Genomic DNA, 24,078 nt, shown 5'->3' on the forward strand with positions numbered 1-24,078 from the left:
TTTTAAATGAGCGCTTGTTGCAGCGAGGCGCTGGCCATGGGCCTTAACCGCGCATAGTCCAGAAGCTCCGCCAAACGGGCGCCTTTGCCTTGCCACTCATACACCACTGACTCACCCAGCAACACGTAATGCCAAGGTGGCCCGCCGCGTTGTTCTTCGGTGAGGGTGTTGATGCGATCACACCAGGCCAACGCGGCTTTCAGTTTGCGTTTCACATTGGGGTGGATGGTTTGTTCCTGGCCTTTGGTTTCGACCAAGTACACCGCGCCTGGGGTGTGCACCAGAAAGTCGGGTGAATAGAAGGCGGGCAGGCCGTCCTCTTTCACGTAGCGCAGGCGGGCAAAGGTGTGGCGGTTTTCGCTGATCTTGCAAAACGCCAGCACCTGCGTGTCAGCTTGTGCCCAATGGATGAACGACTTTTCTAGTCCGCCGCTGCGGCTGGGCCAGCCCAGTCGGGTGTAGATGCACTTGGACACTTCCAGCGATGCACTCTCGCGCACCATGAGCTTGGGTACTTCGCTCAAATAGCGCAGATGCACTTCGGTCTGGCCCGTGGTGTGCTTTTCTTCCGATTCGAGCAGGCCGACTGCAAACACCTTGGTGATGTGATCTACCACAGGCTGCAAAAGCAGCAAGCGCCAGTTCTCATCTTCCAGCGGGTTGAAGGTGCCTGCAAACAGTTGCGTCCAGACGAAGTCGTCGATCCAACCCGTCAGTTCGGCGGTGTTCACTTGCAGATAGGGCTTGGCCAGGTGCGTGGCGATCTTGTTGCCCTTGGGCAGTGGCTCGCTCAGCGCCTGGCTGATGCGCCGCGTCAAGCGCGACAGGTAATCGTTGTAGCCGCTCACGTTCATGATTGCGCCGTCCACCCGGTAATCACCAAACAGCGTGGAACTTTGCAGGTCTTGAGAGATAAAGGTGTCACCCTTACCCAGCATGCCCTTGAGCTGCTCCGATGTCATGGCCGTGAAGGCGGGTAGGGCGGTCACGTCGATCTGGTTGTGGTCGCGCAGTTCATCGGCTTCTTGCAGGATGAACGGGATGCCGAAGTCAAAGGCTTCAAAGCCTTCGCGCAGTTCTGCTGCGATCACGTCACCCGTGGCTGAGCTGCCGTCACCGTCGTCATCGCCTGTGGTGCCAGCCAGTCCTTCGTTGATCAGATCGTCATAGAAAGACTGAAACGCCGGGTGTTCCACGATGGACAGCACATCGAGCAAGCTGCCAGGTTCTTTGCTGGCTTCGATCAGTTCGCGGTTTTCGCGTTTGATGTCGTTGTATTCGGCGTCGCGCCACATCAGGCGCAGGCCGCGCCCGATGGTTTGCTCCAGCAGAATCTGCGCCTGGCTGGAGCGCAGCGGCACGATGACGCAGATGTTGTTCACGTCAAAGCCCTCGCGCAGCATCAACACGCTCACGATTACACGCGGGGTGGCGTGGTGGTCCACGCTGAACAGGCGCTCGCGCACAGGAGCCCAGTCTTTTTCGCCCAGCTCAGCCTTTTTGCCCGAGTCGATGGTCATCACCTCGTCTTCGCTCAGGCCTTCTTGGTCGCGCAAGAACTCGGCCACCAGCGGTGACACGGTGGTGTCTTCGCAGACCACCAGCATCTTGGGGTGACGGTGCGGGTCAATGGCGGCAAAGTCTTTTTCGAGCTTGCGCAGCTTGGCCAAGCCTGCCCGCAGCATCACGCGCTGGCCTTCGCTCAGGGCGGGGTTACCCGATTCATCGCGCTCGGCTTTGAACTCCAGCGGCAATGCGCCGATTTCTTTGCGGCGGTCCAGCACCAGCGACTTGACTAGCCCGGCACGCATGGCGCTTTTCAGGTCAAAGTCGGTCACGATGTGCGGAAAGTAAACCTTGCGTTTGTTCTTGCCCGAGCCCACGTCGTTGTAGGGTGTGGCCGAAAAGTCCACCTGCACAAAGCGGCGACCCTTGGTCTGAGCGATGCGACTCAGACTTTTTTGCCATTCCACTTCGGTGGTCTCGCCTTCGCGCTTGAACTCGTGAATGTGGTGCGCTTCGTCGTTGAACACCATCAGCTCGGGCAGCTGCGCCAAAAACTCCAGCACATTGCCGCGTGCATACCGGCGGTCCAGCACGTCCAGGCTGTTGCCCGTGGCGCGTCCTGGCGTCAGCGGCAGCACCTGCGCCACCACATCTTGCGGGTCCATCGGTGCTCCCAAGGCTTCGACTTCTTCGATGTCTTCGGTCACATCGCCACCGTCTGACAGCAGGTGCCAGTTGGTGATGGCGATCATGCCGTTGCCCGTGGCTTTGAGGCCAATGTCGTTCTTGCTGCACACATTCCCTCGCACAAAGGCAAATACCGACTCGCGATGTGCCTCGGGGATGAACAGGTCGGCAAACTTGGCCATGTCCGAGCTGACGAAGTCACGCGAGCCATTGCCACCCGCAATGAGCTTGCCGCAAAACGCATCGAGCAAGCGCTCATAAACAATCAGACCAGGCGCCACCACCATGAACTGGCGGGTAAAACGTGGGTCGTCAATGCCTTCGGCCAGCGCGGCAGTTTTGTTGAGCAGCTGCCAGATCATCAGCGCTTGCAGCACCCAGGTCTTGCCTGTGCCCGTGGCCATCTTCAGGCAGTACTTAGGGTGGCCGTGTTTGTCGGCAGACACCTCATTCAGTCGCGTGCCCGTCAGCAACGCATCGGGCGCGGCGGCGCGGTACAAGTCCAGCAGCGTCCAGCGGTCAAGGCCAGCGCCGAGCACCTCGTGCGCCACGATGGCGTTCAAGATGGCTTGCTTTTGTCCGGCGTGGAAGTTCAGACCTCCACCACGTGTGATGCTCCCACCCCGGGCCATCACCATGTCTTCGCCAAACCACCAGGCCAGCAAATCGGCGGTGGTGGGCGTAACCAGTTTCAGAATGTCTGCTGCACCCGATTCGAGGCCCAGGCAAAGCTGATTGGTTTTGGCGGTCAGGCCTGCGGCCAGGGCCAGTTGGTCATCGGCTTTGTGAGCTGCTGTACTCATGCGGCCTCCACGGTGGAGACCACTTCGGCTTCAAAGCCAAACACATCGACCACGCGCACGCACACTTTGCGGGCACCTGTTTTGGCGGCGACGGTCACTTGCGCCTGCGTGACCACGCGCAGCACATCGGCATCGTTGGCGGTGTTGCCCCGGTAGTCTTGCCAGACGGAGCGGAACACCTTGCCGTCGTAGTCCGGGTCCACCGCCCAATACTCGATCAGGGCCAGCGGCTCCTTGTTGGCCACTTGCTGCAAGGCTTGGCGGTTTGCGTCGTCCAGATTGATCGCCTCGGGCGAGAGCAGCACATAATTTTTGAGCTTGACCGTGAGTGTTTCGGTCGAGGGTTCATCGCCTGCATTGGCTGACACTTGGCGTGTGATCGGCTCGATGGTCAGGTATTGCAGCGACGAGAACCGCACTTGACCACGCAGCTTGTCGATGCCGCCTTTTTTCTTGAGGCGGTCCATCAGGTCGGGTGGGATCACCAGCACTTCGAGGCGGCTGTCGTTGAGCGCGGTGATGGTTTCTCCAATCGAGGGCTCAAAGTTCCAGCCCAGCACCACCACGCGGTCCCAGCCGCCCATGAGGTTGTCGCGCTGCGCGATGGCCTTTTTGAGTGTGGCCATGCCGGTGAGCTTGTTGGGCGAGTCGGCCAGTACCAAGGTTTTGCTGCCCCGGCCAGCGCCGAGAGCCATGCCCGCAATTTGCCCGAGGTTGCGCTGCGGGTTCACATCGGGAGGCAAGGGCAGGGCACCGTACAGCGAGAGGACGATCTGCGACAAATCGCCAATGCGGAAATCCCGGCCCAGATGTGCTTTTGCTGCTTCGACTTGGTAGTCGCCGATGGCTTGGTAAAGGAACGGTTTGGCCTCTTGGTCGATAAGGCGTTTGCGCATGATCATGCAGGCAGGTTTGCCGAGATCGGTTGTGATCCAGCGGCGGCCGAGCTTTTCGGCGACAGCGGCTGTGGTGCCTGAGCCTCCATTGAAGTCTGCTACAAGTGAGCCCTCGTTAGAGGATGATCGCACGATGCGTTCCAGTAACTCTTCGGGCTTTTGAGTTTGGTAGCTGATTCGCTCATCTGCTAGATGGTGAATTTTTCCAATGTCAGTCCATACGGATTGGATTGCCAAGCCTGGCATTTCATCCAAGTAGTACTTGTATCGAACAAGTCCCTTACCCGTGTAATCCAAGCGTCCTTCTGACTTGTAGCGTTCCATTGTTTGAATCGGACAACGCCAAGAACGCGTAATACCGTTCCATTCATATATGTACCCGCCACCTGATAGTCCTGAAGCCGATAAGTCAGCGGATCGATAGCGCCGCCCAGATTCCTGCTCTATATATTTAAATTGACGTTCTATGTACTCACTTGTGTATGGCGTGTACTGCCTATTCCAAATATTGTTGCGTGTTTTTTTATAGAAAAAAATCACGTCATGTACCGCACCGAAAGCACTCGCGTCTGAGTGCGCTTCAGAGCGTTTCCAAATAATCTCATTCGTAAAATTGTCTTTGCCAAACACTTCATCCAAGACCAACTTCACGTAATGCCCCACATGCCAGTCCAGATGCACGTAGATGGACCCGGTATCGGCCAGCAGTTCACGCATCAAGATCAGGCGCGGCGTGATCATCGCAAGGTAAGAGGCAGTGCCATCGCTCCAGGTGTCTGAATAGGCGAATTGCTCGATCACCGTGGGCTTTTGCTCGATCTCCATACCCGGCAGTGTGACCTTGGTGCGGTAGTCGGCCTTAGAGTCAAAAGGCGGGTCGATGTAGATCAGGTCCACCTTGCCGCGCAGGCTGGGCGTGTTCTCGTCACCCGCAAGCAAGGCGGCCATGGCCAGCAAGTTGTCGCCATAAATCAGCCGATTGGCCCAAGGCGCTTCGGGCGCGGCACCCAACGTGGCTTGTGGGTTTTCGATCAGGCTGGCTTGCCCCGGTGCAAACACCTCGCGCTGGCTGGTCCTGTTTTGCTGGGTGACCCAGTCTTGCGCTGCGGTGTCACGGGCTGGCAGCACCACTTCACGGGTCTGTAGCCCCACACGGTGGCGGCTCTCGATGCCTTCCAGGATTTTTTCAGCTTGTTTGCGGCCGTTGGCCACGATGTCGGGGAGTTGTTCGAGGAGGGACTTGGGCATGTTGACTTCGTTGTTGTCTCTGAAACAGCAGAAACTAAAACGTAATCATAAGTTACGTTAATTACGTAACTATTTAATTCTGTCACTTGACGGCTAGCGGTGGCGGATAGCGTAACCACATGGAAAACGCAAAGACTATGTTTGCGAACCGGTTACGTGAGGCAATGCAGGCTGCGGGCTACGAGCCTAAGCCTGCCGTGCTGGAACGCGAGTTCAATACCCGTTACTGGGGCAAACCCATGACGTTGCACGGCGTACGCCGTTGGCTGCGCGGTGAAACGTTGCCCACGCATGACAAATTATTGGTTTTAGCTGCGTGGCTGGCGGTTCCGCCTGAGCGCCTGAATTACGGTGACGAAATTCATCGGAAAGTTGAAACGCGCAAGGCGCGTTGGGACAGTGGTATCGGCTACCAAGACCGAGATATTTTTGAGGCGTTTCTCAAGTTGCCAGTGCCACAACGCAAACTGATCCGAGAAGTGATCTTGACGTTTTCCAAGGTGCATTCAGAAACACCGAAGACATAGTGTTTTACCAAATGCAAAAAGGGCCTCACGCGTGAGGCCCTTTTTTTGAGTCAAACCTAGTCGATTTACAAGGCTGGGTAATCCGTGTACCCCACCGCCCCAGGCGCATAAAACGTTTTAGGTACGGCCGCATTCAGCGGTGCGTTGAGTTTCAGGCGTTGAACCAAGTCGGGGTTGGCAAGCCACCTTGGCCCGGGTAGCAGTACGCGGTATATTTTCGCTAACCGGGCCAAGGTGTCCCACCTCCGCGCGCCGGTTAACTTGAACGTTAGTCGTCGTAAAAGGAGATTCCCACTTGGCAACCCTCAATGAAAAACCGGTCCGCTTACTCATGCAAGACATGATCGGCTCGATGGGCCTTACACCCGGGGTAGCCTTCACCCGCGAGCAAGCAGTGCAGTGGTTCCAGGAGCACTACCCGAACGTCAAGCAAGGCACTGTTGCGGCACTCCTTATCCGTTTGTCTACGAACATCCCGACCCGAATGCAATACAGCCCGAAGGCAGATGGTTCGGATGATCGCTTCTTCAAACTGAACAGTTCGCAGTTTCGGCTGTATGAACCTGGTGTCGACCCGGTACCCATTTCTTCATTAACACCTGTCGAAGAAGATCAGGTTGAAGTGACGGTTCAATCATCTAACGAATTCGCGTATGAACACGATCTGAGAGACTACCTCGCAAGGAACCTTCACATTATCGAACCGTCTCTCAAACTGTATTCCGAGGAAGGAATTACCGGTGTTGAGTTTCCGGTTGGCGGCCGTTTCATTGATATCCTGGCGGTAGATGCAAGCGGCGGCTACGTCGTAATTGAGCTCAAAGTATCAAAGGGCTACGACCGAGTCGTGGGTCAACTACTTCGATACATGGGCTGGATCAAAAAGAATCAAGCAGAGCCTAGCCAGGCCGTTAGGGGCGTGATTATTGCCAAAGAGATCAGTACCGATCTAGTCCTTGCATGTTCCGAACTTAGCGCAGTTTCGTTATTTGAATATTCGCTGTCCGTATCTGTGAAGCGTGTCGAAAATTCCAATGACGTCTAACTAAACTCAACGCCTACTCACCCCAACCGCCCATACCCCCACCAAACCCGCATCCCGTCATCATCGAACATAACCCAGTAAATCCATATGCCAAAACAGCAAAGTGTTCAGGCCAGATGCACATGGCGGCAGATGGATGTGACCGGCTAGGCGCTAAAAAATGCAAAAGGGCCTCACGCGTGAGGCCCTTTTGTTTGAGTCAAACCTGGTCGATTTACAAGGCTGGGTAATCCGTATACCCCACAGCCCCAGGCGCATAAAACGTTTTGGGCACGGCCGCATTCAGGGGTGCGTTGAGTTTCAGGCGTTGCACCAAGTCGGGGTTGGCGATGTAGGGGCGGCCAAAGGCGATTGCGTCGGCACGGCCTGAGGCTATGGCGTCAATGGCCATGTCGCGGGTGTAGCCGTTGTTGGCAATGTAGGTGCCTTTGAAGGCTTGGCGCGCGCCTGCGTAGTCAAAGCCCGGTACGTCGCGTGGGCCACCAGTGGAGCCTTCGACGAAGTGAATGAAGGCAATGCCGCGTTTGTTGAGTTCTTCCACCAAATGGCCAAACACGGCTTGGGGGTGGCTGTCGGACGAGTCGTTGGCAGGGCTGACAGGCGAGAGGCGAATGCCCACGCGGCCTGCGCCGATTTCGGCCACACACGCATCGACCACTTCGAGTGCAAAGCGGCAGCGGTTTTCTACCGAGCCTCCGTACAGGTCGGTGCGGTGGTTGGCCCCATCGCGCAGAAACTGGTCGACCAAATAGCCGTTGGCGCCGTGAATTTCTACGCCGTCAAAACCGGCACGCATGGCGTTGGCTGCGCCGCGGCGGTATTGGTTCACCACCTCTTGAATTTCTGCCACGCTCAAGGCATGGGGCACGGGCGCATCTATTTTTCCGTTGCGGGTGTAGGCGGCAATTTTGGGTTGTACGGCCGAGGGCGCGATGGGCTGTGCGCCGCCAGTCAATTCAGGATGGCTAATGCGGCCTACATGCCAAATTTGCGCCACGATTTTGGAGCCTGCGTCGTGCACGGCTTGGGTGATGGGCTTCCAGCCTGCCACCTGTTCGTCCGAGTAAATGCCGGGCGTGGCCATGTAGCCTTTGCCCTGCGGCGACACCTGTGTGCCCTCGCTGATGATCAGGCCCGCGTTGCTGCGTTGGCGGTAGTACTCAATGTTGATGTCGCTGCCGGGAATGTCGCCCGCCGCTTCGTCGGCTCGGCAGCGCGTCAAGGGCGCCATGACCAAGCGGTTGGCTACCTCAATGTCGCCGATGCGGGTGGGTTGAAAGAGTTTCAAGGTGTCAGCGGTCATCGGTCGAAATTCCTAAATACGGGTCAAAGGGCAAAGCTGAATTGTGCGGGTTAACTGGCGCGACTTGATGGGCCGTAGCCGCCACCGCCTGGGGTTTGAATTTCAAACACATCGCCTTCGTTCATTTCGGCTTGGGCAATGTGGGTGAGTTCTTCGACACGGCCATCGCGTCGGTACACGCGGTTCACGCCCACGCCACCGTCTTGTCCACCGGCCATGCCAAAGGCGGGAAAGATGCGGCCATTCGACAAAATGCTCGCGGTCATGGGCGTTAAAAATTCGATGCGACGCACACCGCCATCACCCCCGCGCCACTGTCCATTGCCGCCCGAGTGGGTGCGAATTTCGTAGCTTTGCAGTCGCACAGGAAAGCGGAATTCCAAAATTTCAGGGTCGGTCAAACGCGAGTTGGTCATGTGCGTTTGCACCACGCTTGTGCCCGCAAAGCCTTGACCTGCGCCACTCCCGCCCGAAATGGTTTCGTAGTACTGGTAGGTGGCATTGCCAAAGGTGAAGTTGTTCATGGTGGGCTGACTGCCGGCCATGACCCCCAAGGCACCGTACAAGGCATTGGTGATGCAGCTCGATGTCTCGACGTTGCCCGCCACCACAGACGCAGGCGCGTTGGGGTTGAGCATGGAGCCTGCTGGGATGATGACGTGCAAGGGCTTCAAACAACCCGCATTCAAAGGAATGTCGTCATCCACCAAGGTGCGGAACACATACAGCACAGCGGCCATGCACACGGCTTTGGGTGCGTTGAAGTTGTTGCGTTGTTGCTCGGAGGTGCCGGTGAAATCAATCACGGCACTGCGCGCTTGGGCATCGACACGAATGGCGACGTTGATGTGTGCACCGTTGTCCAAGTTGAGCGTGAAGGCGCCGTCTTTCAAGCGTGTGATCACGCGGCGCACCGACTCTTCGGCGTTGTCTTGCACGTGCTGCATGTAGGCCTGCACCACGTTCAAACCAAACTGCGCAACCATCTTGTGCAACTCTTGCACGCCGCGTTCGTTGGCCGCGATTTGTGCTTTCAAATCGGCCATGTTTTGCGCGGGGTTGCGGCTGGGGTGTGCGCCACTTTGCAGCAAGGCCAGCATCTCGGCTTCGCGCAGCACGCCGTGTTCGACCAGCAGCACGTTGTGAATTTGCACGCCTTCTTCGTCGATGGTGGTCGAGAAGGGCGGCATGGACCCTGGGGTGATGCCGCCAATGTCCGCATGGTGGCCGCGTGAGCCGACAAAGAAATCGGGCTGCGTGGAACCATCCAAATAGACGGGTGTGATGACCGTGATGTCGGGCAGGTGGGTGCCGCCGTGGTAGGGGTCGTTCAAGACGTACACCTGACCGGGTTGCATGCGGCCCGCGTTTTCTTGAATCACGGTTTTGATGCTTTCGCCCATGGAGCCCAAGTGCACCGGCATGTGTGGTGCGTTGGCAATCAAGTTGCCTTGCGCGTCAAACAGGGCGCATGAGAAATCTAAGCGCTCTTTGATGTTCACGGAATGGGCGGTGTTTTGCAGTTGCAAACCCATTTGCTCCGCGATGTTCATGAAGAGGTTGTTGAACACCTCCAGCAACACGGGGTCGGCGTGTGTGCCTGCGGCGTAGCGCACTTGGCGGGCCTCGCGGCGCTGCAGCACCAAGTGGTCCAGGGCGGTGAGGGTGGCTTGCCAGCCGGGTTCGATGACGGTGGTGGCATTTTTTTCGGCCACGATGGCTGGGCCCGTGATGACGTCACCGGCGCGCAAGTCTTCACGCACCACCAAGGAGGCCGCGTGCCACTGACCTTCGGCGAAGAACTTCACGGTGTCACGCACCGGCACCTCACGCGCGGGGTGTAAGGCCAAGATGGCTTCGTTGGCCGCTTCTCCTGGCAGCAGCACCTCTACAGAGACGGCCTCCACGATCAAGGGCTTGCCGGTCATCAAAAAGGCGAAGCGTTGGCGGTAGGCTTGTTCAAAAGCCGCAGTGATGTGGGGCAGGTCACCCATCGGAACCACCAAGGACGCATCGCTGCCTTGGTAGCGAACGTGCACGCGTTGGTGTGTGATGAGTTCGCGCTCGGACACCTGCTGTCGTGTGAGTTCATGCTGCGCAGTTTGCGTGAGGGCGTGCATAGCTTGTTGCAAAGTGGGCATGGCTTGCAGCGTCAGTGGCAATTCGATGGCTTGCTCGCGAATCACGTTTTGATCGGCCAAGCCCATGCCGTAGGCCGACAGCACGCCCGCCAAGGGATGCACCAGCACACGCGTCATGCCCAAGGCATCGGCGACTAAGCAGGCATGTTGACCGCCAGCACCTCCAAAACATTGCAGGGTGTAGCGGGTGACGTCATAGCCCCGTGCCACAGATATTTTTTTGATCGCATTGGCCATTTGTTGCACAGCAATTTGCACAAAGCCTTCTGCAATTTCTTCAGAGGGGCGCTGCATGCTTTGTGACAGCGCTTGAAACTGCTCGGCGACCACGTGATGGTTCAAGGGCTCGTTGGCTTGGGGCCCAAAGACGCTGGGGAAGTAAGCGGGTTGAATTTTGCCCAGCATCACGTTGGCATCGGTCACGGTCAGCGGGCCACCGCGACGGTAGCTGGCAGGGCCTGGGTTGGCCCCCGCGCTTTGTGGCCCGACACGCAGGCGCGCACCATCAAATGCCAACACCGACCCACCGCCTGCGGCGACGGTGTGAATGCTCATCATGGGCGCACGCATGCGCACACCCGCCACTTGGGTTTCAAACTCGCGTTCAAACTCACCTGCGAAATGCGACACATCGGTGGAGGTGCCGCCCATGTCAAAGCCGATCACCTTGACGTTGGTCTGCGCGGCCATGGTCTGGCTAGCTTCGTGGGCAAAAGCCAGTTGTGCGGTGCGGGCCATGCCCACAATGCCACCTGCTGGGCCAGACAAGATAGCGTCTTTGCCTTGGAAGGCGTGCGCATCGGTCAAGCCGCCGGAAGACTGCATGAAGAACAAAGGCACACCGGGCATTTGGCTGGACACCTGATCGACATAGCGCCTGAGGATGGGCGATAAATAGGCATCGACCACCGTGGTGTCGCCACGGCTGACAAATTTCATCAGCGGGCTGGTGCCGTGCGAGGTGCTGATTTGGGTGAACCCGATGTCTTGGGCCAACTGCTGGGCCATTTGCTCGTGTGCGGTGTAGCGGTAGCCATGCATGAATACAATCGCCACGCTACGCAAGCCGCGTGCGTAGGCGTCGCTCAGGGCGGTGCGCAGATGGGTTGGGTCCAAGGCTTCAACCACTTCGCCATGCGCGCCCATGCGTTCTTGCGCTTCAATGACGTCTTGGTAAAGCAGTTCGGGCAACACAATGTGTCGGTCAAACAAACGCGGGCGGTTTTGGTAGGCAATGCGCAGGGCATCGCGAAAGCCGCGTGTGGTGACCAACAAGGTGGGCTCACCTTTGCGCTCTAACAAAGCGTTGGTCGCCACGGTGGTGCCCATCTTCACGCAGGCCACCAAATCTGGCGTGAGCGGCGCATCTTTGGCAAGACCTAGCAAGTGGCGCATGCCTGCCACGGCCGCGTCGTTGTATTGCTCGGGGTTTTCTGACAACAGTTTGTGGGTGACCAAGCGGCCATCGGGTCGCTTGCCCACGATGTCGGTGAAGGTGCCGCCTCGGTCGATCCAAAATTGCCAGCGGGAGAAGGGGGTGTTGGAGGTGTTCATCGTCAAAACAATCTCAAAGGGATGCCGCAGCACGGGCGGCTTGGTCATACATGCCAGATAAAACGCGGAGCAAGCGCCCCAAGTCGCCAATGTCTTTGTTCAACGCGTCGTCGGCTTTGAGGACTTGAATCAAACAGTTCTCCCGCACAGCGCGGTAGCGTTGAACATAGTCCTTACCGAGTGGCGTCGCGGCATAGGTGACTTCTTTGCCCTTTTTCTGGGCTGCGACCACGCCGAGCGCCACGAGTTTTTTCAGCGCGTAGTTGATCAAGTGGGTGTCTTCCACATTCATGATGAAACAAATGTCAGACAGACGTTTGTCACGCGCACGGTGGGTGACGTGGTGCAGGATGAGCACGTCAAGTGGTGTCAAATCTTTCAAGCCAGCTGCACTCATGCAGTGCACGATCCAGCGTTCAAACGCATTGCCCGCCACGATCAAACCAAATTCAAACTCACTCATTTCCGCACTCTGAGGAGACACCAAATGTGCCGACGACACGATGGGCGGTGCTTTGGTTGTTGAGGTGGTAGATTTTTTGGTCATGATTCATTGTAGAAATTTAATCAACAAATTGTTGACAATTTGTGTATATAAAGGGAAAGTCCTAGGCGTGAGGTAGGTGTCCCACTGGCTATAGTCTGCGCATCTACACCGTGCTTGTATTTCGTCATTGATCAGGAGTTTTTTCATGCAACGTCGTCATCTCCCTTTTGCTGCCATCGCTCTTAGCCTCTGTGCCGGTACGGCATTCGCGCAAACCAAATGGGACTTGCCTGCGGCGTACCCCGCGACCAACTTTCATTCCGAAAACTTGATTCAATTTGCCAAAGACGTGGAGGCAGCGACTGCAGGGAAATTGAAAATCTCGGTGCATGCCAATGCCTCGCTTTTTAAAGCCAACGAAATCAAACGCGCTGTGCAAGGCGGTCAGGCGCAAATTGGCGAGGTGCTGCTGGTCAACTTCGAAAACGAAAACCCAATTTTTGGCACCGACGGCATTCCTTTCTTGGCCACCAGCTACGCCGACTCCAAGCGTTTGTATGACGCGCAAAAGCCCGTGCTCGAAAAGCTACTCGCGGGTCAAGGCATGAAGCTGTTGTATGCCGTGGCGTGGCCTTCACAAGGCATCTTCGCCAAGAAAGAAATCAACTCGGTGGCCGATTTGCGTGGCATCAAGTGGCGCGCTTACAGCCCTGCCACGGGCAAGATTGCAGAGCTCATTGGCGCGCAACCCGTCACCATTCAAGCGGCGGAGCTCTCACAAGCTTTGGCTACGGGTGTGATCGAGAGCTACATGAGCTCAGGCTCGACCGGCTACGACACCAAAACCTACGAGAGCTTGAAATACTTCTACGACACCCAAGCTTGGTTGCCCAAGAACGCGGTGATCGTCAACAAAAAAGCGTTTGACGCACTCGACCCCACCACACAAGCGGCACTGACCAAGTCAGCCTCAGACGCCGAAGCGCGTGGCTGGAAAGTCAGCGCAGAAAAAGATGTGTATTACAAAAAGGCCTTGGCTGAGAAGGGCATGAAAGTGGTCACGCCTTCGCCCAAGCTCATGCAAGACATGAAGCAGGTGGGCGGCATCATGTTGTCGGATTGGCAAAAACGCGCAGGCCCTGACGGTGAAGCCATCATTGCGGCCTATGCCCAATCAGACAAAGCGGCCACCAAAGCTAAGAAGTGATGCGTCGCTTTTTAGATCGGCTGTATCTGGCTGCGGGCGCCGTGGGCGCCTTGTTCATTTTGGCGATTTGTGTGCTGATGATTGGCCAAAGTGTGATGCGCGAGCTTGGCATTCGCACCGGTGCGGTCAACGACGTGGTGTCGTGGTGTTGTGCGGCAGCTGCGTTTTTCAGCATGTCGCACGCTTTCAAACACGGTGACTTTGTGCGCGTCACCTTGTTGCTTGAAGCTGTCTCGCCCGTTTGGCGCAGGCGGCTTGAAATTGCGGCATTGCTGATAGGGTCTTGTGCGGTGGGCTACTTGGCTTGGTGGGCTTGCAAGTTCACGTATGAGAGCTGGGAGTTCAACGATGTCGCCCAAGGTTTGTTGCCCATGCCCATGTGGATTCCGCAACTGAGTTTTGCAATCGGCTCGGTGTTGTTGTGGGTGGCTGTTGTCGACGAGTTGGTCTTGGTGTTGCAAGGTCAAACGCCGACTTATGTGCGCTTGGTGCAAGAGCGACACGCGCGCGGCGATTTTTCTTCGGACGTTTGAGTCCACTGATTGAACAGGTTCCCATGGACATTCTTCTCGTAGGCGGCTTGCTGCTGGTCATCATGATGGTGCTGCTGTCAGGTGGCGTGTGGATTGCGATGACCTTGGCCATTTGCGGTTGGGTGGGTCAAGCGTTTTTTACCGACACACAGCCCGGTAAAAACCTGTTCAGTGCGTTCTGGGAAAGCAACGCCAGCTGGGAACTCGCGGCCTTACCGCTGTTCATTTGGATGGGCGAAATTTTGTTTCGCACCAAACTCAGCGAAGAAATGTTTGAAGGCTTGCGCCCTTGGCTCAACCGCGTGCCGGGGCGCCTCATGCATACCACCATTCTGGGTTGTGGCATTTTTGGCTCGGTCTCGGGTTCATCTGCTGCCACCTGCGCGACCATCAGTAAAGTGGCGTTGCCTGAGTTGCTCAAGCGTGGCTACAGTGAAAAACTGGCGTTGGGTTCCTTGGCCACGGCGGGCACCTTGGGTATTTTGATTCCACCCTCCATCACCATGGTGGTGTATGCGGTGGCGGCCGATGCCTCCATCATCCGTATTTTTTTAGCGGGCTTTTTACCCGGCATTTTGCTGATGATGCTGTTCAGCGGTTACATCATGTGGTGGAGTTTGCGCCACCCCGACCAAGTGCCTGCCGCCGATCCGCCCACGACGTTCATTGAAAAAATCAAACTCTCGCGCAGCCTGATTCCGTGTGCTGCTTTGATCGTGTTTGTGTGCTGGGTGTTGATTGCGGGCTATGCCACGGCCACCGAATGTGCTGCTTACGGCGTGGTGGGCGCTTTGGCTTTGGCTGCGTGGAGTCGCAGCCTGACATGGTCTAACTTCTGGGAGGGCTTGATGGGCACCACGCGTTCAAGTTGCATGATCATGTTCATCTTGGCGGGCGCTGCCTTTTTGACCAAAACCATGGCCTTCACAGGCATCCCACGCGAATTGGCAGAGTGGGTCAACGCCATGCACTTGTCACCTTTGGCATTGATTGGGGTGTTGACCGTGGTGTACCTGATTTTGGGGACCGCATTGGACGGCATCAGCATGATTGTGCTGACCAGCGCCGTGGTGTTGCCCATGATTCAAAAGGCCGGGTTCGATTTGATTTGGTTTGGCATCTTCATCATTTTGTTGGTGGAAATTGCTGAGGTCACGCCGCCCGTTGGGTTTAATTTGTTCGTGTTGCAAAACATGACGGGCAAAGACAGCAACACCATTGCTCGCGCAGCCATGCCGTTCTTTGCGTGTCTGGTGGTGTGCATCGTGCTGGTCACTGTGTTTCCACAAATCGTCACCATCCTGCCCGACATGGTGATGGGCGTTGATCAGTAAATACTTGCGCACAGAGGCGTTTGTTGAGCGCTGGATTTAAGCGCTGTAAGCCAAGCCCGAGGCCACGCCGCCAAACAAGTCGCCTTCGACCATCGCCACTTCGGGAAATGCATTTTGCAAAACGCGTTGAAACGGGCGCAGGGCTGATGAGCCACCTGTTAGATAGATCGCATCAATGCCCGTGTGTGTCAGGCCCGCCGCTTCGACGCAATCTTGCGCACAAGCCACGGTGCTTTGCAGCAAGGCGTCTAAGTTGCTTTGCATGTGAGAGGCATCGAGCGGTGCGCTCAAATGGGCTTCTAGGCAAGACAGATCCACCGAGGTGTTGTCGTCGGTCATGGAGCAGCGAATTTTGGCTTGCTCTACCTCGTGCGCGATGTGGTGCCCGTGGCGTTCGGTCAGCACACGCATCAATCGTTCGTGCAGTCGCGGGTCGTTGTAATTGGTGCGTAGCGCTTTGGCTTGGTTGATGGCGCGGGGCTGGTACAGCCAGTTGATCAAGTGCCACGTGGACAAATCAAAAAACAAGTTGCTGGGCACCATGCGCTCTTGTGGGCCAAGGTGGCGGTAGCCCAACAGCGGCATCACGTTCTCTAAGCTGAGCTTTTGGTCGAAGTCGGTCCCGCCAATGTGCACGCCGGTGGTGGCCAAGATGTCTTGGGCGCGGTCGGAGCGTGCAATACGGTCTGGCCCCAAACGCACCACGGTGAAGTCCGAGGTGCCGCCGCCTAAGTCGACCACCAGCACGGTGCTCTCGCGGGTGAGGCGGCGTTCGTAGTCCAGCGCGGCGGCGATGGGCTCGAGTTGAAACGACACCTCGTCAAAGCCCACGGCTTGCGCGGCTTCGCGCAGCGATTGTTCGGCTTGGGCGTCGCGTGCGGCATCGTCGTCCACAAAGTGAACAGGGCGGCCCATGACCACGCGTTGGGGCGCGAAGCCCAGCGTGTGTGTGGCGCGGTCGCGCAAGGTGGCGAGGAAGGTGGCCACGATGTCTTGAAAGCTCACTTGGGTGTTGTGGATGAGGGTGGTCTCCATCAACAACGGGCTGCCCAGCAAGCTTTTGAGCGAGCGCATCAAGCGGCCCTCTGTGCCTTCGAGGTACAGGCCAATGGCTTCGCGGCCAAAGTGGGTGGTGCCGTCTTCGGCGTTGTAAAACACCGCAGTGGGCATGGCCAAAGCGTCGCCTTCTAAGGGAATGAGGCGTGCGGTGCCTTGGGGGCTGGCCCACGACACGGCCGAGTTGGACGTGCCAAAGTCAATGCCGAGGGTGCCTTGGCGGGAAGTGGTCATAACTTAGAAAAGATAAAGCATGGGTTCACCCCGCAGCAAGAATGCGCGGGGCGAGCCAGAGGTGTGAAAAAGAGAAAAGGTGCGGCTTAGCCGCTGCACGTCAGTCGCTCAGTTTGAGGCTGCACTTGTCGCCACTGGCGGGGCGCTCAATCGTGATGCAGGCCAAGTTGGGCAGGCTGTCTTTGAGTTGCTTGTGCAAGAAGAGGCACAAATTCTCTAAGGTGGCGGGGCCAATGCCTTCCACTTCATCGAGGAAGTGGTGGTCCAGCGTGAGGCGGGCTTTTTCGACCTCTTGGCGCAAAAAACCAAGGTCCATCATCATGCCGGACTCGGGGTCAGGCATGCCTGCAATCGTCACTTCAACGTGGTACGTGTGGCCGTGGATGCGCAAGCTGCCCTCGGCGTCGATTTTGCGGCGCAGGGTGTGGGCGGCTTCAAAGTAAAAGCGTTGGCTGAGTTCAAATTTCATCGGATGCCGATCAACTTATGGGTCTGCACGCTCAAGCGCCATTGCGGGTGGTTTTGGCAATAGGCGACGGCGTCAGCGGTGTTGGCTGCCGCGAGCGGGCCGTCCATGGGTTGGAGGTAAAAGTTTTCAAAATCTAGCGCGGCGAACTGCTCGGGCAGGGCGGTGGCTTGGGGGTAGACCAGCTTGAGTTCTTGGCCCGAGGTCACCAGTTGTTTGCTGCCGGCTTTGGGGCTGACGCACAACCAGTCAATGCCTGCGGGCGGTAGCACGGTGCCGTTGGTTTCCACCGCGATGGTGAAGTGCCGTGCGTGCAAGGCGTCGACCAATGCGGTGTCGACTTGCAGCAAGGGCTCGCCGCCGGTCAGCACCACAAAGCGGTGTTGGGTGTCGTGGGCGGGCCAAAAACTGAGGATGTTGTCGGCCAAGGCTTGGGCCGATTCAAACTTGCCACCTGCCGTGCCGTCGGTGCCCACAAAGTCGGTGTCGCAAAATTGGCACACGGCGCTGGCGCGGTCTTCTTCACGGCCGGTCCACAAATTGCAGCCCGCAAAACGGCAAAACACAGCGGGTTGCCCCGCGTTCGCCCCTTCGCCTTGCAAGGTGTAGAAGATTTCTTTCACGCTGTATGTCATGCCGCTATTTTCGCAGCAAGTGGGGACGGTCTTGAAAGATGTCACCCGTGTACGTTGGCAGACAGGTTTTTCGGGCACGATTGGGCGTTATGACATTCATTTCGTACCTACCTCTCATCCGTCAAAGGTCGCCCTTATGCGAAGCCTCGTCCGCCGTTCATTCCTTCAAGGCTGCAAGCGCCAAGCTTGCGCGCTCATGTTGAGCGTGTTGGGCGCGGCCAGCGCCTCGGCACAAATGGTGCAGCACTTTGCCCCGACGGGCGTGTTGCGTGCCGCGATCAACTTGGGTAACCCCATCTTGGCCCAAAAAGACGCCACCACCGGCTTGCCCGTGGGCGTGTCGGTCGATTTGGCCACGGGGCTGGCCGCCAAGTTGGGGGTGCCGTTGAAGTTGGTGGTGTTTGATGCTGCCGGCAAGTCGGTCGACGCGGTAAGTACCGAGCAAGCCGACATTGGATTCTTTGCCATCGACCCTTTGCGCGGTAACGCCATTGCCTTCACCCCGCCTTATGTGTTGATTGAGGGCAGTTATTTAGTCAAGCAAGACTCGCCGCTGACCCGCAATGAGGAGGTGGACCAAGCCAAGCACACCGTGGTCGTGGGCAAAGGCAGCGCTTACGACTTGTATTTGAGCCGCGAAATCAAACACGCCCAATTGCTGCGCAGCCCCACGTCACCCACCGTGGTTGATTTCTTTGTGGCCAACGGTGCCGATGTGGCGGCTGGCGTGAAGCAGCAGCTCGAAGCCGATGCCGAGCGCGTCCCGAATTTGCGTTTGTTGCCTGGCCGCTTCATGGTCATTTCGCAAGCCATGGGACTGCCCAAAAGCCGTGGTGACGAGGCCGCCAAGTATTTGAGCCAGTATGTGGAAGAGATGAAAGCCAGTGGCTTTGTCGCTCAAGCGCTCAAGCGGCACCGCATTGAAGGTGCCGCCGTCGCGCCCTAGCTAGCAGTTGGCCGCCCTTATTCAGCCACGATGCCTTTGAGCTGAATCACGCGGCCCCAACGGGGGTAGTCCTTGGCCATGATGGCCCCCAATTCATCGGGCGTCGATGCGCTGGCATCTAAGCCCGCTTTGCCCAAAATTTCTTTGATTTGCGGCTGCTGCAAGATGCTGGTGAATTCAGCATTGAGTTTGTTCACCGTGGCGGCCGGTGTTTTGGTGGGCACGAAAAAAGCGTACCAAAGGTCCACATCAATGGCTTTGTAACCCAGCTCTTGAAAGGTGGGCACATCGGCCGCCACAGGGTGGCGTTTGGTACTGCCCACGGCCAGTGCGTTGAGCTTGCCCGACTTCACAAAACCTTGGGCGACGTGCACGGGCAAAAAGCCCACCATCAACTCTCCCGCCAACAGGTCTTGCGTGTAACCGGCGGTGCCACGGTAGGGCACATGCAACATGAACGTCTTGGTCTCTATCTTGAACAACTCCATGGCCATGTGGTGAGGGGTGCCCACACCGGGCGAGCCAAACGACACATGGCCGGGCCTGGCTTGAGACGTGGTGACCAAGTCTTTCAGCGACTTGATGCCCGTCTTGGGGTTGGCCACCATCATCAAGGTGCCGTAGGCTGACATCGACACGGGGGCGAAGTCTTTGGTCGGGTTGAACGACGCGTTTTTGTAGAGCTGCGAGGCGATCAACATGGTGTTGGCACCCATCAAAATGGTGTTGCCGTCTGGTGCGGCCTTGGCCACAAAGTCCGCGCCAATGTTGCCGCTGGCGCCGGGCATGTTTTGCACCACCACGGTTTGCCCCATCTTTTCGGCCAACTGCGCTTGCACGGTTCGGGCAATGGTGTCCATCCCGGTGCCCGGCGTGAAGGGCACGATGATTTTGATGGGTGCCGTGTTCGGTTGAGCGAATGCGCTGCAGGCCAGTACAAGGCTGGTGCAGCAAAGGGCTAAGTGGCGGCGTAAGGTCATGCGGTTCATCGGGTGGTCCTTCATTGCGCTCTGGCTGGAATTTTGAACAAGGCTTCGGCGTTGCTTGGGTAGAACTTTTCTTTGGTGGCAGGGTTCATGTCCATGCCGTCCAAGGTGTGCAGTTCGTCCATGGCGTATTGCTAAGGATAGTCCATCGCATAAAGCACGCGGTCTTCGCCGATCACGTCATGCGTGAAAGCAATGGATTTGTGCCAGCATGATGTGTTTGGCGCGTTCGCTGGGACGAAACGCCTTTTCGGTGGCGATGCGCAAATAAGGCGCTTTGCCGAGGCGTTGGGCGTTCGCCAGGGTCATGGGTTAAACGATCTTGACGCTCAAATTAGGAAGGCCGTCGATGTGCATTTCAATCACATCTCCGCGCACGACGGGGCCCACGTTTTCTGGCGTGCCCGAGTAAATGATGTCGCCAGGAAACAGCTCAAACGCTTCGGAGAGTTGGACAATTTGTTCGGCCACGGACCAGATCATTTGGCTGAGGTCGGCTTTTTGTTTCACTTGACCGTTGACCTTGAGCCAAATGTCGCCTTTCGCAAAGTGGCCGGTTTGTGCGACTTTGTGCACTGCGCCAATGGGGGCGGATTGGTCAAAGCTTTTGCCAATTTCCCAAGGCTTCTTTTGGTCGCCCATGCCCCGTTGCAGGTCGCGGCGCGTCATGTCTAGCCCGAGGGTGTAGCCGTAGACCAGATCGAGGGCTTTGTCCATGGTGATGTTGCGCCCGCCCTTGCCCAGCACGGCCACCAACTCGGCTTCGTAGTGGTAGTTTTTGGTCAGCGTGGGGTAGGCGTGATTGGCCACGGTGCCGGCGGGCACGTATTGAATGGCGTCCGTGGGTTTTTGGAAAAAGAACGGGGGTTCGCGTGTGGGGTCCGAGCCCATTTCGCGGGCATGCGCCGCATAGTTGCGGCCGATGCAGTAGATGCGGCGGATGGGAAACATCTCGTCCGATCCCACGATAGGAATGTAAGTGGCAGGCACTGTGAACGGTGTTTTGGGTGCGCCGGATGCGAAGCCGGGTGTGGCACAGCCCACCAAAGCACCGGTGGTGACCAAGGCAGAGTTTTGGAAAAAGTGACGACGGTCCATGAGCTTGTCTCCTTGAAAGAATTTATGACTTGGCGGCGAAACCCGCCACTTGCTTATAGTTGTCCGAGATTTGGCGCAGCGCAGCTTGGCTGATCAAATTGTCGATGTGGCCAAAGGGTTGGCCACCGCTGAGTGCATCGGCCTTCATGATGATGGCGTCTGGCGGTACGGTGCGGTTGGTCTGCACAATTTTGGCAGTGGTGGGCAAGCGCAGGTATTGGTACTGCTGCAGAGCGGCCACAACATCGGTGTTTTTGCTCAGTAGGTCGGCCAGGGTGCGCGCGTCGATCAAGCTTTGTGCCGAGCCGTTGGAGCCGCGTGGGTACATGGGGTGGGCAGCGTCGCCCATCAAGGTGATGCGTCCAAAGCTCCACTGAGGCAGGGCGTCTTTGTCCACCATGGGGTACTCAAACACGCGTTCGGATGACAAGATCAAGTTGGGCACATCGAGCCACGGAAATTTCCAATCTTTGAAAATATCCACGCAGTCGTTGGCGTTGCCGGGTTTGTTCCAGTCGTTCATTTTGGTGCCGGGGCGTTCGATCTCGGCCATCCAATTGATGAGTTGGTTGCCTTGGCCGTCCACGTTGTTCACGATGGGGTAGATCACCATTTTGCCGGTGTCGATGGAGCCCACACGCATGTAGCTTTTGCCCGTCAAGATGGGTTTGTGCACGGTCACGCCACGCCAAGTGTTGATGCCTGCAAAGCACACCTTGTCGTCGGGGAAAAACTGTTTGCGCACGCCGGAGTTCACGCCGTCGCAAGCCACCGCGACATCGGCTTGCACTTGGCGTGTGCCGCCTGAGGCCAATTCAAACGTGATGGTGGCGTGCTGCTCGTTTTGGTCCACGCGAATGCAGCGGTGGCCGGTGTGCACACGGTCGGCACCCAAGCGTTTGACGGTTTCGTCAAACAAAATGCGGTGCAATTTGCCGCGGTGAATGCCCAGCTCAGGCGTGGCGTAACCATCGTGGCGGCCGCGCAACTCTTTGTAAATGTATTGGCCGTAGCGGTTGTAAAACACGCTCTCCAAGTTTTCGATGGCCACCGCTTCGAGTTGCGGCAGCACGCCCAAGGCGGCCAGTTCTTTGGTGCCGTGAGGCAGCAAGGTGATGCCGACACCCATTTCTTTGACTTCGGGCACGCTTTCGTAGATATCGCAGGCGATCCCGCGCTCATGCAGGCCCATGGCAAAGGCTAAACCTGCAATGCCGCCGCCAATGATCGCTACGTTGATATCTGTCATCGTTTATCCCGATTCATCGGGGTGTTTTGGTTTGTTAGCATGCAAACGATTATTGTTGGCAGCCACGCTTGTGCGTATCCATAGAAACCCGAATTCATGACCCTGTCTTACATGTACCAACGCCCTGGTTTTTTGCTCAGGCGCTCTCACCAAATTTCTGCCGCCGTGTTTGAAAACGTCTGTGCAGGTGTGGGTCTGACACAAGCGCAATACGGCGCTTTGATGGTGCTGGCCAGCGAGCCCGGTATTGACCAAAGCCGTTTGGCCCGCGCCTTGGCGTTCGACAAAGTGACGGTGTTGCGCGTGTTGCGCGGCTTAGAAGATCGGGGTTTGGTGTCGCGTGAGGTCTCGGCCAGCAGCCGTCGGCAAATGGCCGTTCAGCTGACCGCGGAGGGCAAGCGTTTGCTTAAAAAGGCCGAGGCACCCGTGCATGAGGCGTATGAGCAATTGATGGCCCCCCTCGATGAGGCGCAGCGTCAACAGTTGGTGAGCTTGCTGCAGACCTTGACGGACAATTTGGGTGAACAAGCGCGGGCCGCTTTTGTACCTTTGCAACATGGCTGATCTGCCCATTCTTTATTCGTTTCGGCGTTGCCCTTACGCCATGCGCGCACGCTTGGCCTTGCGTGTCAGCGGTGTGGCTTATGAACACCGCGAAGTGGCGCTGAAAGCCAAGCCTGCGCCGATGTTGGCGGCGTCGCCCAAAGGCACGGTGCCGGTGCTGTGTTTGCCCTCGGGTGAGGTGTTGGATGAAAGCGTGGACATCATGTATTGGGCCTTGCAGCACAACGATCCTCAGGGTTGGCTGCCCAGTTCGCCCGAAGCGCAGGCCTTGGTAGACGGGAGTATTGCGTTGAACGATGGGGAATTCAAAGCCCACCTGGATCGCTACAAATACCCACAAAGATTTGGCTTAGAGAACGGCTTGCAACATCGCGCGCTGGGTGCCAAGGTGTTGATGCAGTGGGCGTTGATGCTGGAAGCAAACCATCAAACCCATTCTCAAATGCAAGCCTATTTGGCGGGCCTGCAGTGGGGACTGCTCGACGCCTGCGTGGCCCCCTTTGTGCGTCAGTTTGCGCGCACCGACCGCCAGTGGTTTGACGCGCAGCCATGGACTCTGTTGTCGCAATGGCTCACGGCATTTGAAAATTCAGAGGCGTTTGTTGATGTGATGGCCAAGCACGCGTTGTGGGCGGCGCCAGAAGCCTGAAGCCTTGGCATGTTGCAAACGCATGGGCGCGCTTAGGCGGCAGACTTTAAAAAGTCCATCACCAACGCCCATTGCCCCGGCACATTCAAAGCGGGCGCATGGCCGCAGCCTGCAATTTCCACCGTTTTCAGCAAGCCTTTGGCGCCCGGGCCGCGCGTGTGCATGGCTTGCAGGGTATCGGTTGAAATCAAGTCGGAGTTGGTACCGCGCATCACCATCACGGGAATGTCGAGCGTGTCGTACTCAGTCCACATGGGGTACTCGGGCACTTCACGAAAAAATTGCTGGGTAATGTTCGGGTCGTAATGGGGCGTCACGCGGCCATCGGGCAAACGTCGTGTTGAAGTTTCCGCCAAATGCGTCCACTGGGCATCGGTGTGAAAGCCGAACGGGGCATAGGCTTGGCGAAAGAAGGCTTCGAGTTCGGGCACGGTGTCAAACGCGGGGGGCTGGCCAGCGTAGGCTTTGATGCGTTCGACCGCGGTGGCTGAAATCTCTGGCGCAATGTCGTTGAGTAGCAGGCTGCGAATGCGGCCCTTGCAGGCGGGCAACTCAAGGCCTGCCGCACACACCAAGCCCAAAGCCCCGCCCATGGAGGTGCCAATCCAGTGGGCTTGATGGATGTTCAACCCGTCCATCAACGCCAAGGCCGTGCGTGCGTAAGTGGCAAAGCTGTAGTCGTGCTGGGGTGCATGGCTCCATTGGCTCAGGCCTCGGCCGATGGTGTCGGGGCAGATCACGCGGTATTGACTGCAGAGTTGTTCAGCCAAGGCATCAAAGTCGCGGCCCGTGCGGGCCAAGCCGTGCCACGCGATGACCGCAGGCAGCGACGGGTCACCCCATGCGGTGTAGTGGAGGTTGAAGCCGTGGCATTGCAAATAGTGAGAGCTGAATTTCATGGTGGCTTCAGTTTACGATTGCGCC

21 protein-coding genes are annotated in these 24,078 nt (G+C 57.4%); 8 read left to right on the top strand and 13 right to left on the bottom strand.

Annotated elements, in window-relative coordinates; all coding sequences use genetic code 11:
* Positions 1–2 precede the first annotated feature (2 nt).
* Both B9Z42_RS07110 and B9Z42_RS07115 read right to left on the bottom strand, forming a co-directional pair.
* Positions 3–2,996, bottom strand: a complete 2,994-nt coding sequence (locus B9Z42_RS07110) for a DEAD/DEAH box helicase family protein (RefSeq protein WP_100132642.1) — start codon at positions 2,994–2,996, stop codon at positions 3–5.
* Positions 2,993–5,140, bottom strand: a complete 2,148-nt coding sequence (locus tag B9Z42_RS07115) for a site-specific DNA-methyltransferase (RefSeq protein ID WP_100132643.1) — start codon at positions 5,138–5,140, stop codon at positions 2,993–2,995. Before B9Z42_RS07115 ends, B9Z42_RS07110 begins: the two co-directional genes overlap by 4 nt.
* Positions 5,141–5,259: 119 nt before the next feature.
* On the opposite strand from B9Z42_RS07115, the gene B9Z42_RS07120 reads away from it, so the two are divergent.
* Positions 5,260–5,667 (top strand): DNA-binding protein, encoded by a 408-nt coding sequence (locus B9Z42_RS07120; RefSeq protein ID WP_100132644.1) that lies wholly within the window; start codon positions 5,260–5,262, stop codon positions 5,665–5,667.
* 295 nt (positions 5,668–5,962) lie between these two features.
* Positions 5,963–6,712, top strand: a complete 750-nt coding sequence (locus B9Z42_RS07130; RefSeq protein WP_100132645.1) for an endonuclease NucS domain-containing protein — start codon at positions 5,963–5,965, stop codon at positions 6,710–6,712.
* A 214-nt stretch (positions 6,713–6,926) separates the two neighbouring features.
* On the opposite strand, the gene B9Z42_RS07135 is transcribed toward B9Z42_RS07130, so the two are convergent.
* Genes B9Z42_RS07135 through B9Z42_RS07145 form a run of 3 tightly spaced genes read right to left on the bottom strand, consistent with a single transcriptional unit; the run spans position 6,927 to position 12,257 of the window.
* Positions 6,927–8,015 (bottom strand): alkene reductase, encoded by a 1,089-nt coding sequence (locus B9Z42_RS07135; protein ID WP_100132646.1) that lies wholly within the window; start codon positions 8,013–8,015, stop codon positions 6,927–6,929.
* 50 nt (positions 8,016–8,065) lie between these two features.
* On the bottom strand, positions 8,066–11,710 hold the full coding sequence (locus B9Z42_RS07140) for a hydantoinase B/oxoprolinase family protein (RefSeq protein ID WP_100132787.1): 3,645 nt from the start codon (positions 11,708–11,710) through the stop codon (positions 8,066–8,068).
* Between the two features lie 13 nt (positions 11,711–11,723).
* Entirely contained in the window at positions 11,724–12,257 is a 534-nt protein-coding gene (locus B9Z42_RS07145) for a winged helix DNA-binding protein (protein WP_100132647.1), read from the bottom strand.
* Between the two features lie 145 nt (positions 12,258–12,402).
* Between B9Z42_RS07145 and B9Z42_RS07150 the strand changes: the two genes are divergently transcribed.
* The 3 genes from B9Z42_RS07150 to B9Z42_RS07160 are packed head-to-tail and all read left to right on the top strand — an operon-like array spanning position 12,403 to position 15,271.
* Positions 12,403–13,404: a TRAP transporter substrate-binding protein gene (locus B9Z42_RS07150; RefSeq protein ID WP_100132648.1), complete on the top strand. Its 1,002-nt coding sequence runs from the start codon at positions 12,403–12,405 to the stop codon at positions 13,402–13,404.
* On the top strand, positions 13,404–13,937 hold the full coding sequence (locus B9Z42_RS07155; protein WP_100132788.1) for a TRAP transporter small permease: 534 nt from the start codon (positions 13,404–13,406) through the stop codon (positions 13,935–13,937). Before B9Z42_RS07150 ends, B9Z42_RS07155 begins: the two co-directional genes overlap by 1 nt.
* A 23-nt stretch (positions 13,938–13,960) precedes the next feature.
* Entirely contained in the window at positions 13,961–15,271 is a 1,311-nt protein-coding gene (locus B9Z42_RS07160; RefSeq protein WP_100132649.1) for a TRAP transporter large permease, read from the top strand.
* Positions 15,272–15,307: 36 nt separating this feature from the next.
* Here the strand turns inward: B9Z42_RS07160 and B9Z42_RS07165 are convergent, their stop codons facing one another.
* The 3 genes from B9Z42_RS07165 to queE form a co-directional block, all read right to left on the bottom strand.
* Positions 15,308–16,561, bottom strand: coding sequence for an Hsp70 family protein (locus tag B9Z42_RS07165; RefSeq protein ID WP_100132650.1), 1,254 nt, complete (start codon positions 16,559–16,561; stop codon positions 15,308–15,310).
* 100 nt (positions 16,562–16,661) lie between these two features.
* Positions 16,662–17,030, bottom strand: coding sequence for a 6-carboxytetrahydropterin synthase (locus tag B9Z42_RS07170; RefSeq protein ID WP_100132651.1), 369 nt, complete (start codon positions 17,028–17,030; stop codon positions 16,662–16,664).
* Entirely contained in the window at positions 17,027–17,662 is a 636-nt protein-coding gene (gene queE, locus B9Z42_RS07175) for a 7-carboxy-7-deazaguanine synthase (RefSeq protein ID WP_100132652.1), read from the bottom strand. Before queE ends, B9Z42_RS07170 begins: the two co-directional genes overlap by 4 nt.
* 235 nt (positions 17,663–17,897) lie before the next feature.
* Between queE and B9Z42_RS07180 the strand changes: the two genes are divergently transcribed.
* Complete coding sequence (locus B9Z42_RS07180; protein WP_369806857.1) at positions 17,898–18,608, top strand: ABC transporter substrate-binding protein; 711 nt, start codon at positions 17,898–17,900, stop codon at positions 18,606–18,608.
* A gap of 17 nt (positions 18,609–18,625) precedes the next feature.
* On the opposite strand, the gene B9Z42_RS07185 is transcribed toward B9Z42_RS07180, so the two are convergent.
* The 4 genes from B9Z42_RS07185 to B9Z42_RS07195 form a co-directional block, all read right to left on the bottom strand.
* Positions 18,626–19,597, bottom strand: coding sequence for a tripartite tricarboxylate transporter substrate binding protein (locus B9Z42_RS07185; RefSeq protein ID WP_100132790.1), 972 nt, complete (start codon positions 19,595–19,597; stop codon positions 18,626–18,628).
* A 177-nt stretch (positions 19,598–19,774) separates the two neighbouring features.
* Entirely contained in the window at positions 19,775–19,903 is a 129-nt protein-coding gene (locus B9Z42_RS16490) for a hypothetical protein (protein WP_255407989.1), read from the bottom strand.
* Positions 19,904–19,906: 3 nt separating this feature from the next.
* Complete coding sequence (locus B9Z42_RS07190; protein WP_100132653.1) at positions 19,907–20,692, bottom strand: fumarylacetoacetate hydrolase family protein; 786 nt, start codon at positions 20,690–20,692, stop codon at positions 19,907–19,909.
* A gap of 22 nt (positions 20,693–20,714) precedes the next feature.
* Positions 20,715–21,941, bottom strand: coding sequence for a flavin-dependent oxidoreductase (locus B9Z42_RS07195; protein ID WP_369806851.1), 1,227 nt, complete (start codon positions 21,939–21,941; stop codon positions 20,715–20,717).
* A gap of 96 nt (positions 21,942–22,037) precedes the next feature.
* On the opposite strand from B9Z42_RS07195, the gene B9Z42_RS07200 reads away from it, so the two are divergent.
* A complete protein-coding gene (locus B9Z42_RS07200; protein WP_100132654.1) occupies positions 22,038–22,505 on the top strand; it encodes a MarR family winged helix-turn-helix transcriptional regulator in 468 nt (155 codons plus the stop codon).
* Positions 22,498–23,154, top strand: a complete 657-nt coding sequence (locus B9Z42_RS07205; protein WP_100132655.1) for a glutathione S-transferase N-terminal domain-containing protein — start codon at positions 22,498–22,500, stop codon at positions 23,152–23,154. Before B9Z42_RS07200 ends, B9Z42_RS07205 begins: the two co-directional genes overlap by 8 nt.
* A 32-nt stretch (positions 23,155–23,186) precedes the next feature.
* On the opposite strand, the gene B9Z42_RS07210 is transcribed toward B9Z42_RS07205, so the two are convergent.
* Complete coding sequence (locus tag B9Z42_RS07210; RefSeq protein ID WP_100132656.1) at positions 23,187–24,053, bottom strand: alpha/beta fold hydrolase; 867 nt, start codon at positions 24,051–24,053, stop codon at positions 23,187–23,189.
* Positions 24,054–24,078 lie beyond the last annotated feature (25 nt).

It is taken from the genome of Limnohabitans sp. B9-3, assembly GCF_002778325.1.
Lineage (GTDB): Bacteria > Pseudomonadota > Gammaproteobacteria > Burkholderiales > Burkholderiaceae_C > Limnohabitans > Limnohabitans kasalickyi.

Coding starts and splice junctions, on each gene's coding strand:
- B9Z42_RS07120 (WP_100132644.1), top strand. CDS start 5,260: ATGGAAAACGCAAAGACTATGTTTGCGAACCGGTTACGTGAGGCAATG.
- B9Z42_RS07110 (WP_100132642.1), bottom strand. CDS start 2,996: ATGAGTACAGCAGCTCACAAAGCCGATGACCAACTGGCCCTGGCCGCA.
- B9Z42_RS07160 (WP_100132649.1), top strand. CDS start 13,961: ATGGACATTCTTCTCGTAGGCGGCTTGCTGCTGGTCATCATGATGGTG.
- queE (WP_100132652.1), bottom strand. CDS start 17,662: ATGACATACAGCGTGAAAGAAATCTTCTACACCTTGCAAGGCGAAGGG.
- B9Z42_RS07165 (WP_100132650.1), bottom strand. CDS start 16,561: ATGACCACTTCCCGCCAAGGCACCCTCGGCATTGACTTTGGCACGTCC.
- B9Z42_RS07135 (WP_100132646.1), bottom strand. CDS start 8,015: ATGACCGCTGACACCTTGAAACTCTTTCAACCCACCCGCATCGGCGAC.
- B9Z42_RS16490 (WP_255407989.1), bottom strand. CDS start 19,903: ATGACCCTGGCGAACGCCCAACGCCTCGGCAAAGCGCCTTATTTGCGC.
- B9Z42_RS07155 (WP_100132788.1), top strand. CDS start 13,404: ATGCGTCGCTTTTTAGATCGGCTGTATCTGGCTGCGGGCGCCGTGGGC.
- B9Z42_RS07185 (WP_100132790.1), bottom strand. CDS start 19,597: ATGAACCGCATGACCTTACGCCGCCACTTAGCCCTTTGCTGCACCAGC.
- B9Z42_RS07190 (WP_100132653.1), bottom strand. CDS start 20,692: ATGGACCGTCGTCACTTTTTCCAAAACTCTGCCTTGGTCACCACCGGT.
- B9Z42_RS07200 (WP_100132654.1), top strand. CDS start 22,038: ATGACCCTGTCTTACATGTACCAACGCCCTGGTTTTTTGCTCAGGCGC.
- B9Z42_RS07145 (WP_100132647.1), bottom strand. CDS start 12,257: ATGACCAAAAAATCTACCACCTCAACAACCAAAGCACCGCCCATCGTG.
- B9Z42_RS07115 (WP_100132643.1), bottom strand. CDS start 5,140: ATGCCCAAGTCCCTCCTCGAACAACTCCCCGACATCGTGGCCAACGGC.
- B9Z42_RS07205 (WP_100132655.1), top strand. CDS start 22,498: ATGGCTGATCTGCCCATTCTTTATTCGTTTCGGCGTTGCCCTTACGCC.
- B9Z42_RS07210 (WP_100132656.1), bottom strand. CDS start 24,053: ATGAAATTCAGCTCTCACTATTTGCAATGCCACGGCTTCAACCTCCAC.
- B9Z42_RS07150 (WP_100132648.1), top strand. CDS start 12,403: ATGCAACGTCGTCATCTCCCTTTTGCTGCCATCGCTCTTAGCCTCTGT.
- B9Z42_RS07195 (WP_369806851.1), bottom strand. CDS start 21,941: ATGACAGATATCAACGTAGCGATCATTGGCGGCGGCATTGCAGGTTTA.
- B9Z42_RS07180 (WP_369806857.1), top strand. CDS start 17,898: ATGGTGCAGCACTTTGCCCCGACGGGCGTGTTGCGTGCCGCGATCAAC.
- B9Z42_RS07170 (WP_100132651.1), bottom strand. CDS start 17,030: ATGAAATTTGAACTCAGCCAACGCTTTTACTTTGAAGCCGCCCACACC.
- B9Z42_RS07140 (WP_100132787.1), bottom strand. CDS start 11,710: ATGAACACCTCCAACACCCCCTTCTCCCGCTGGCAATTTTGGATCGAC.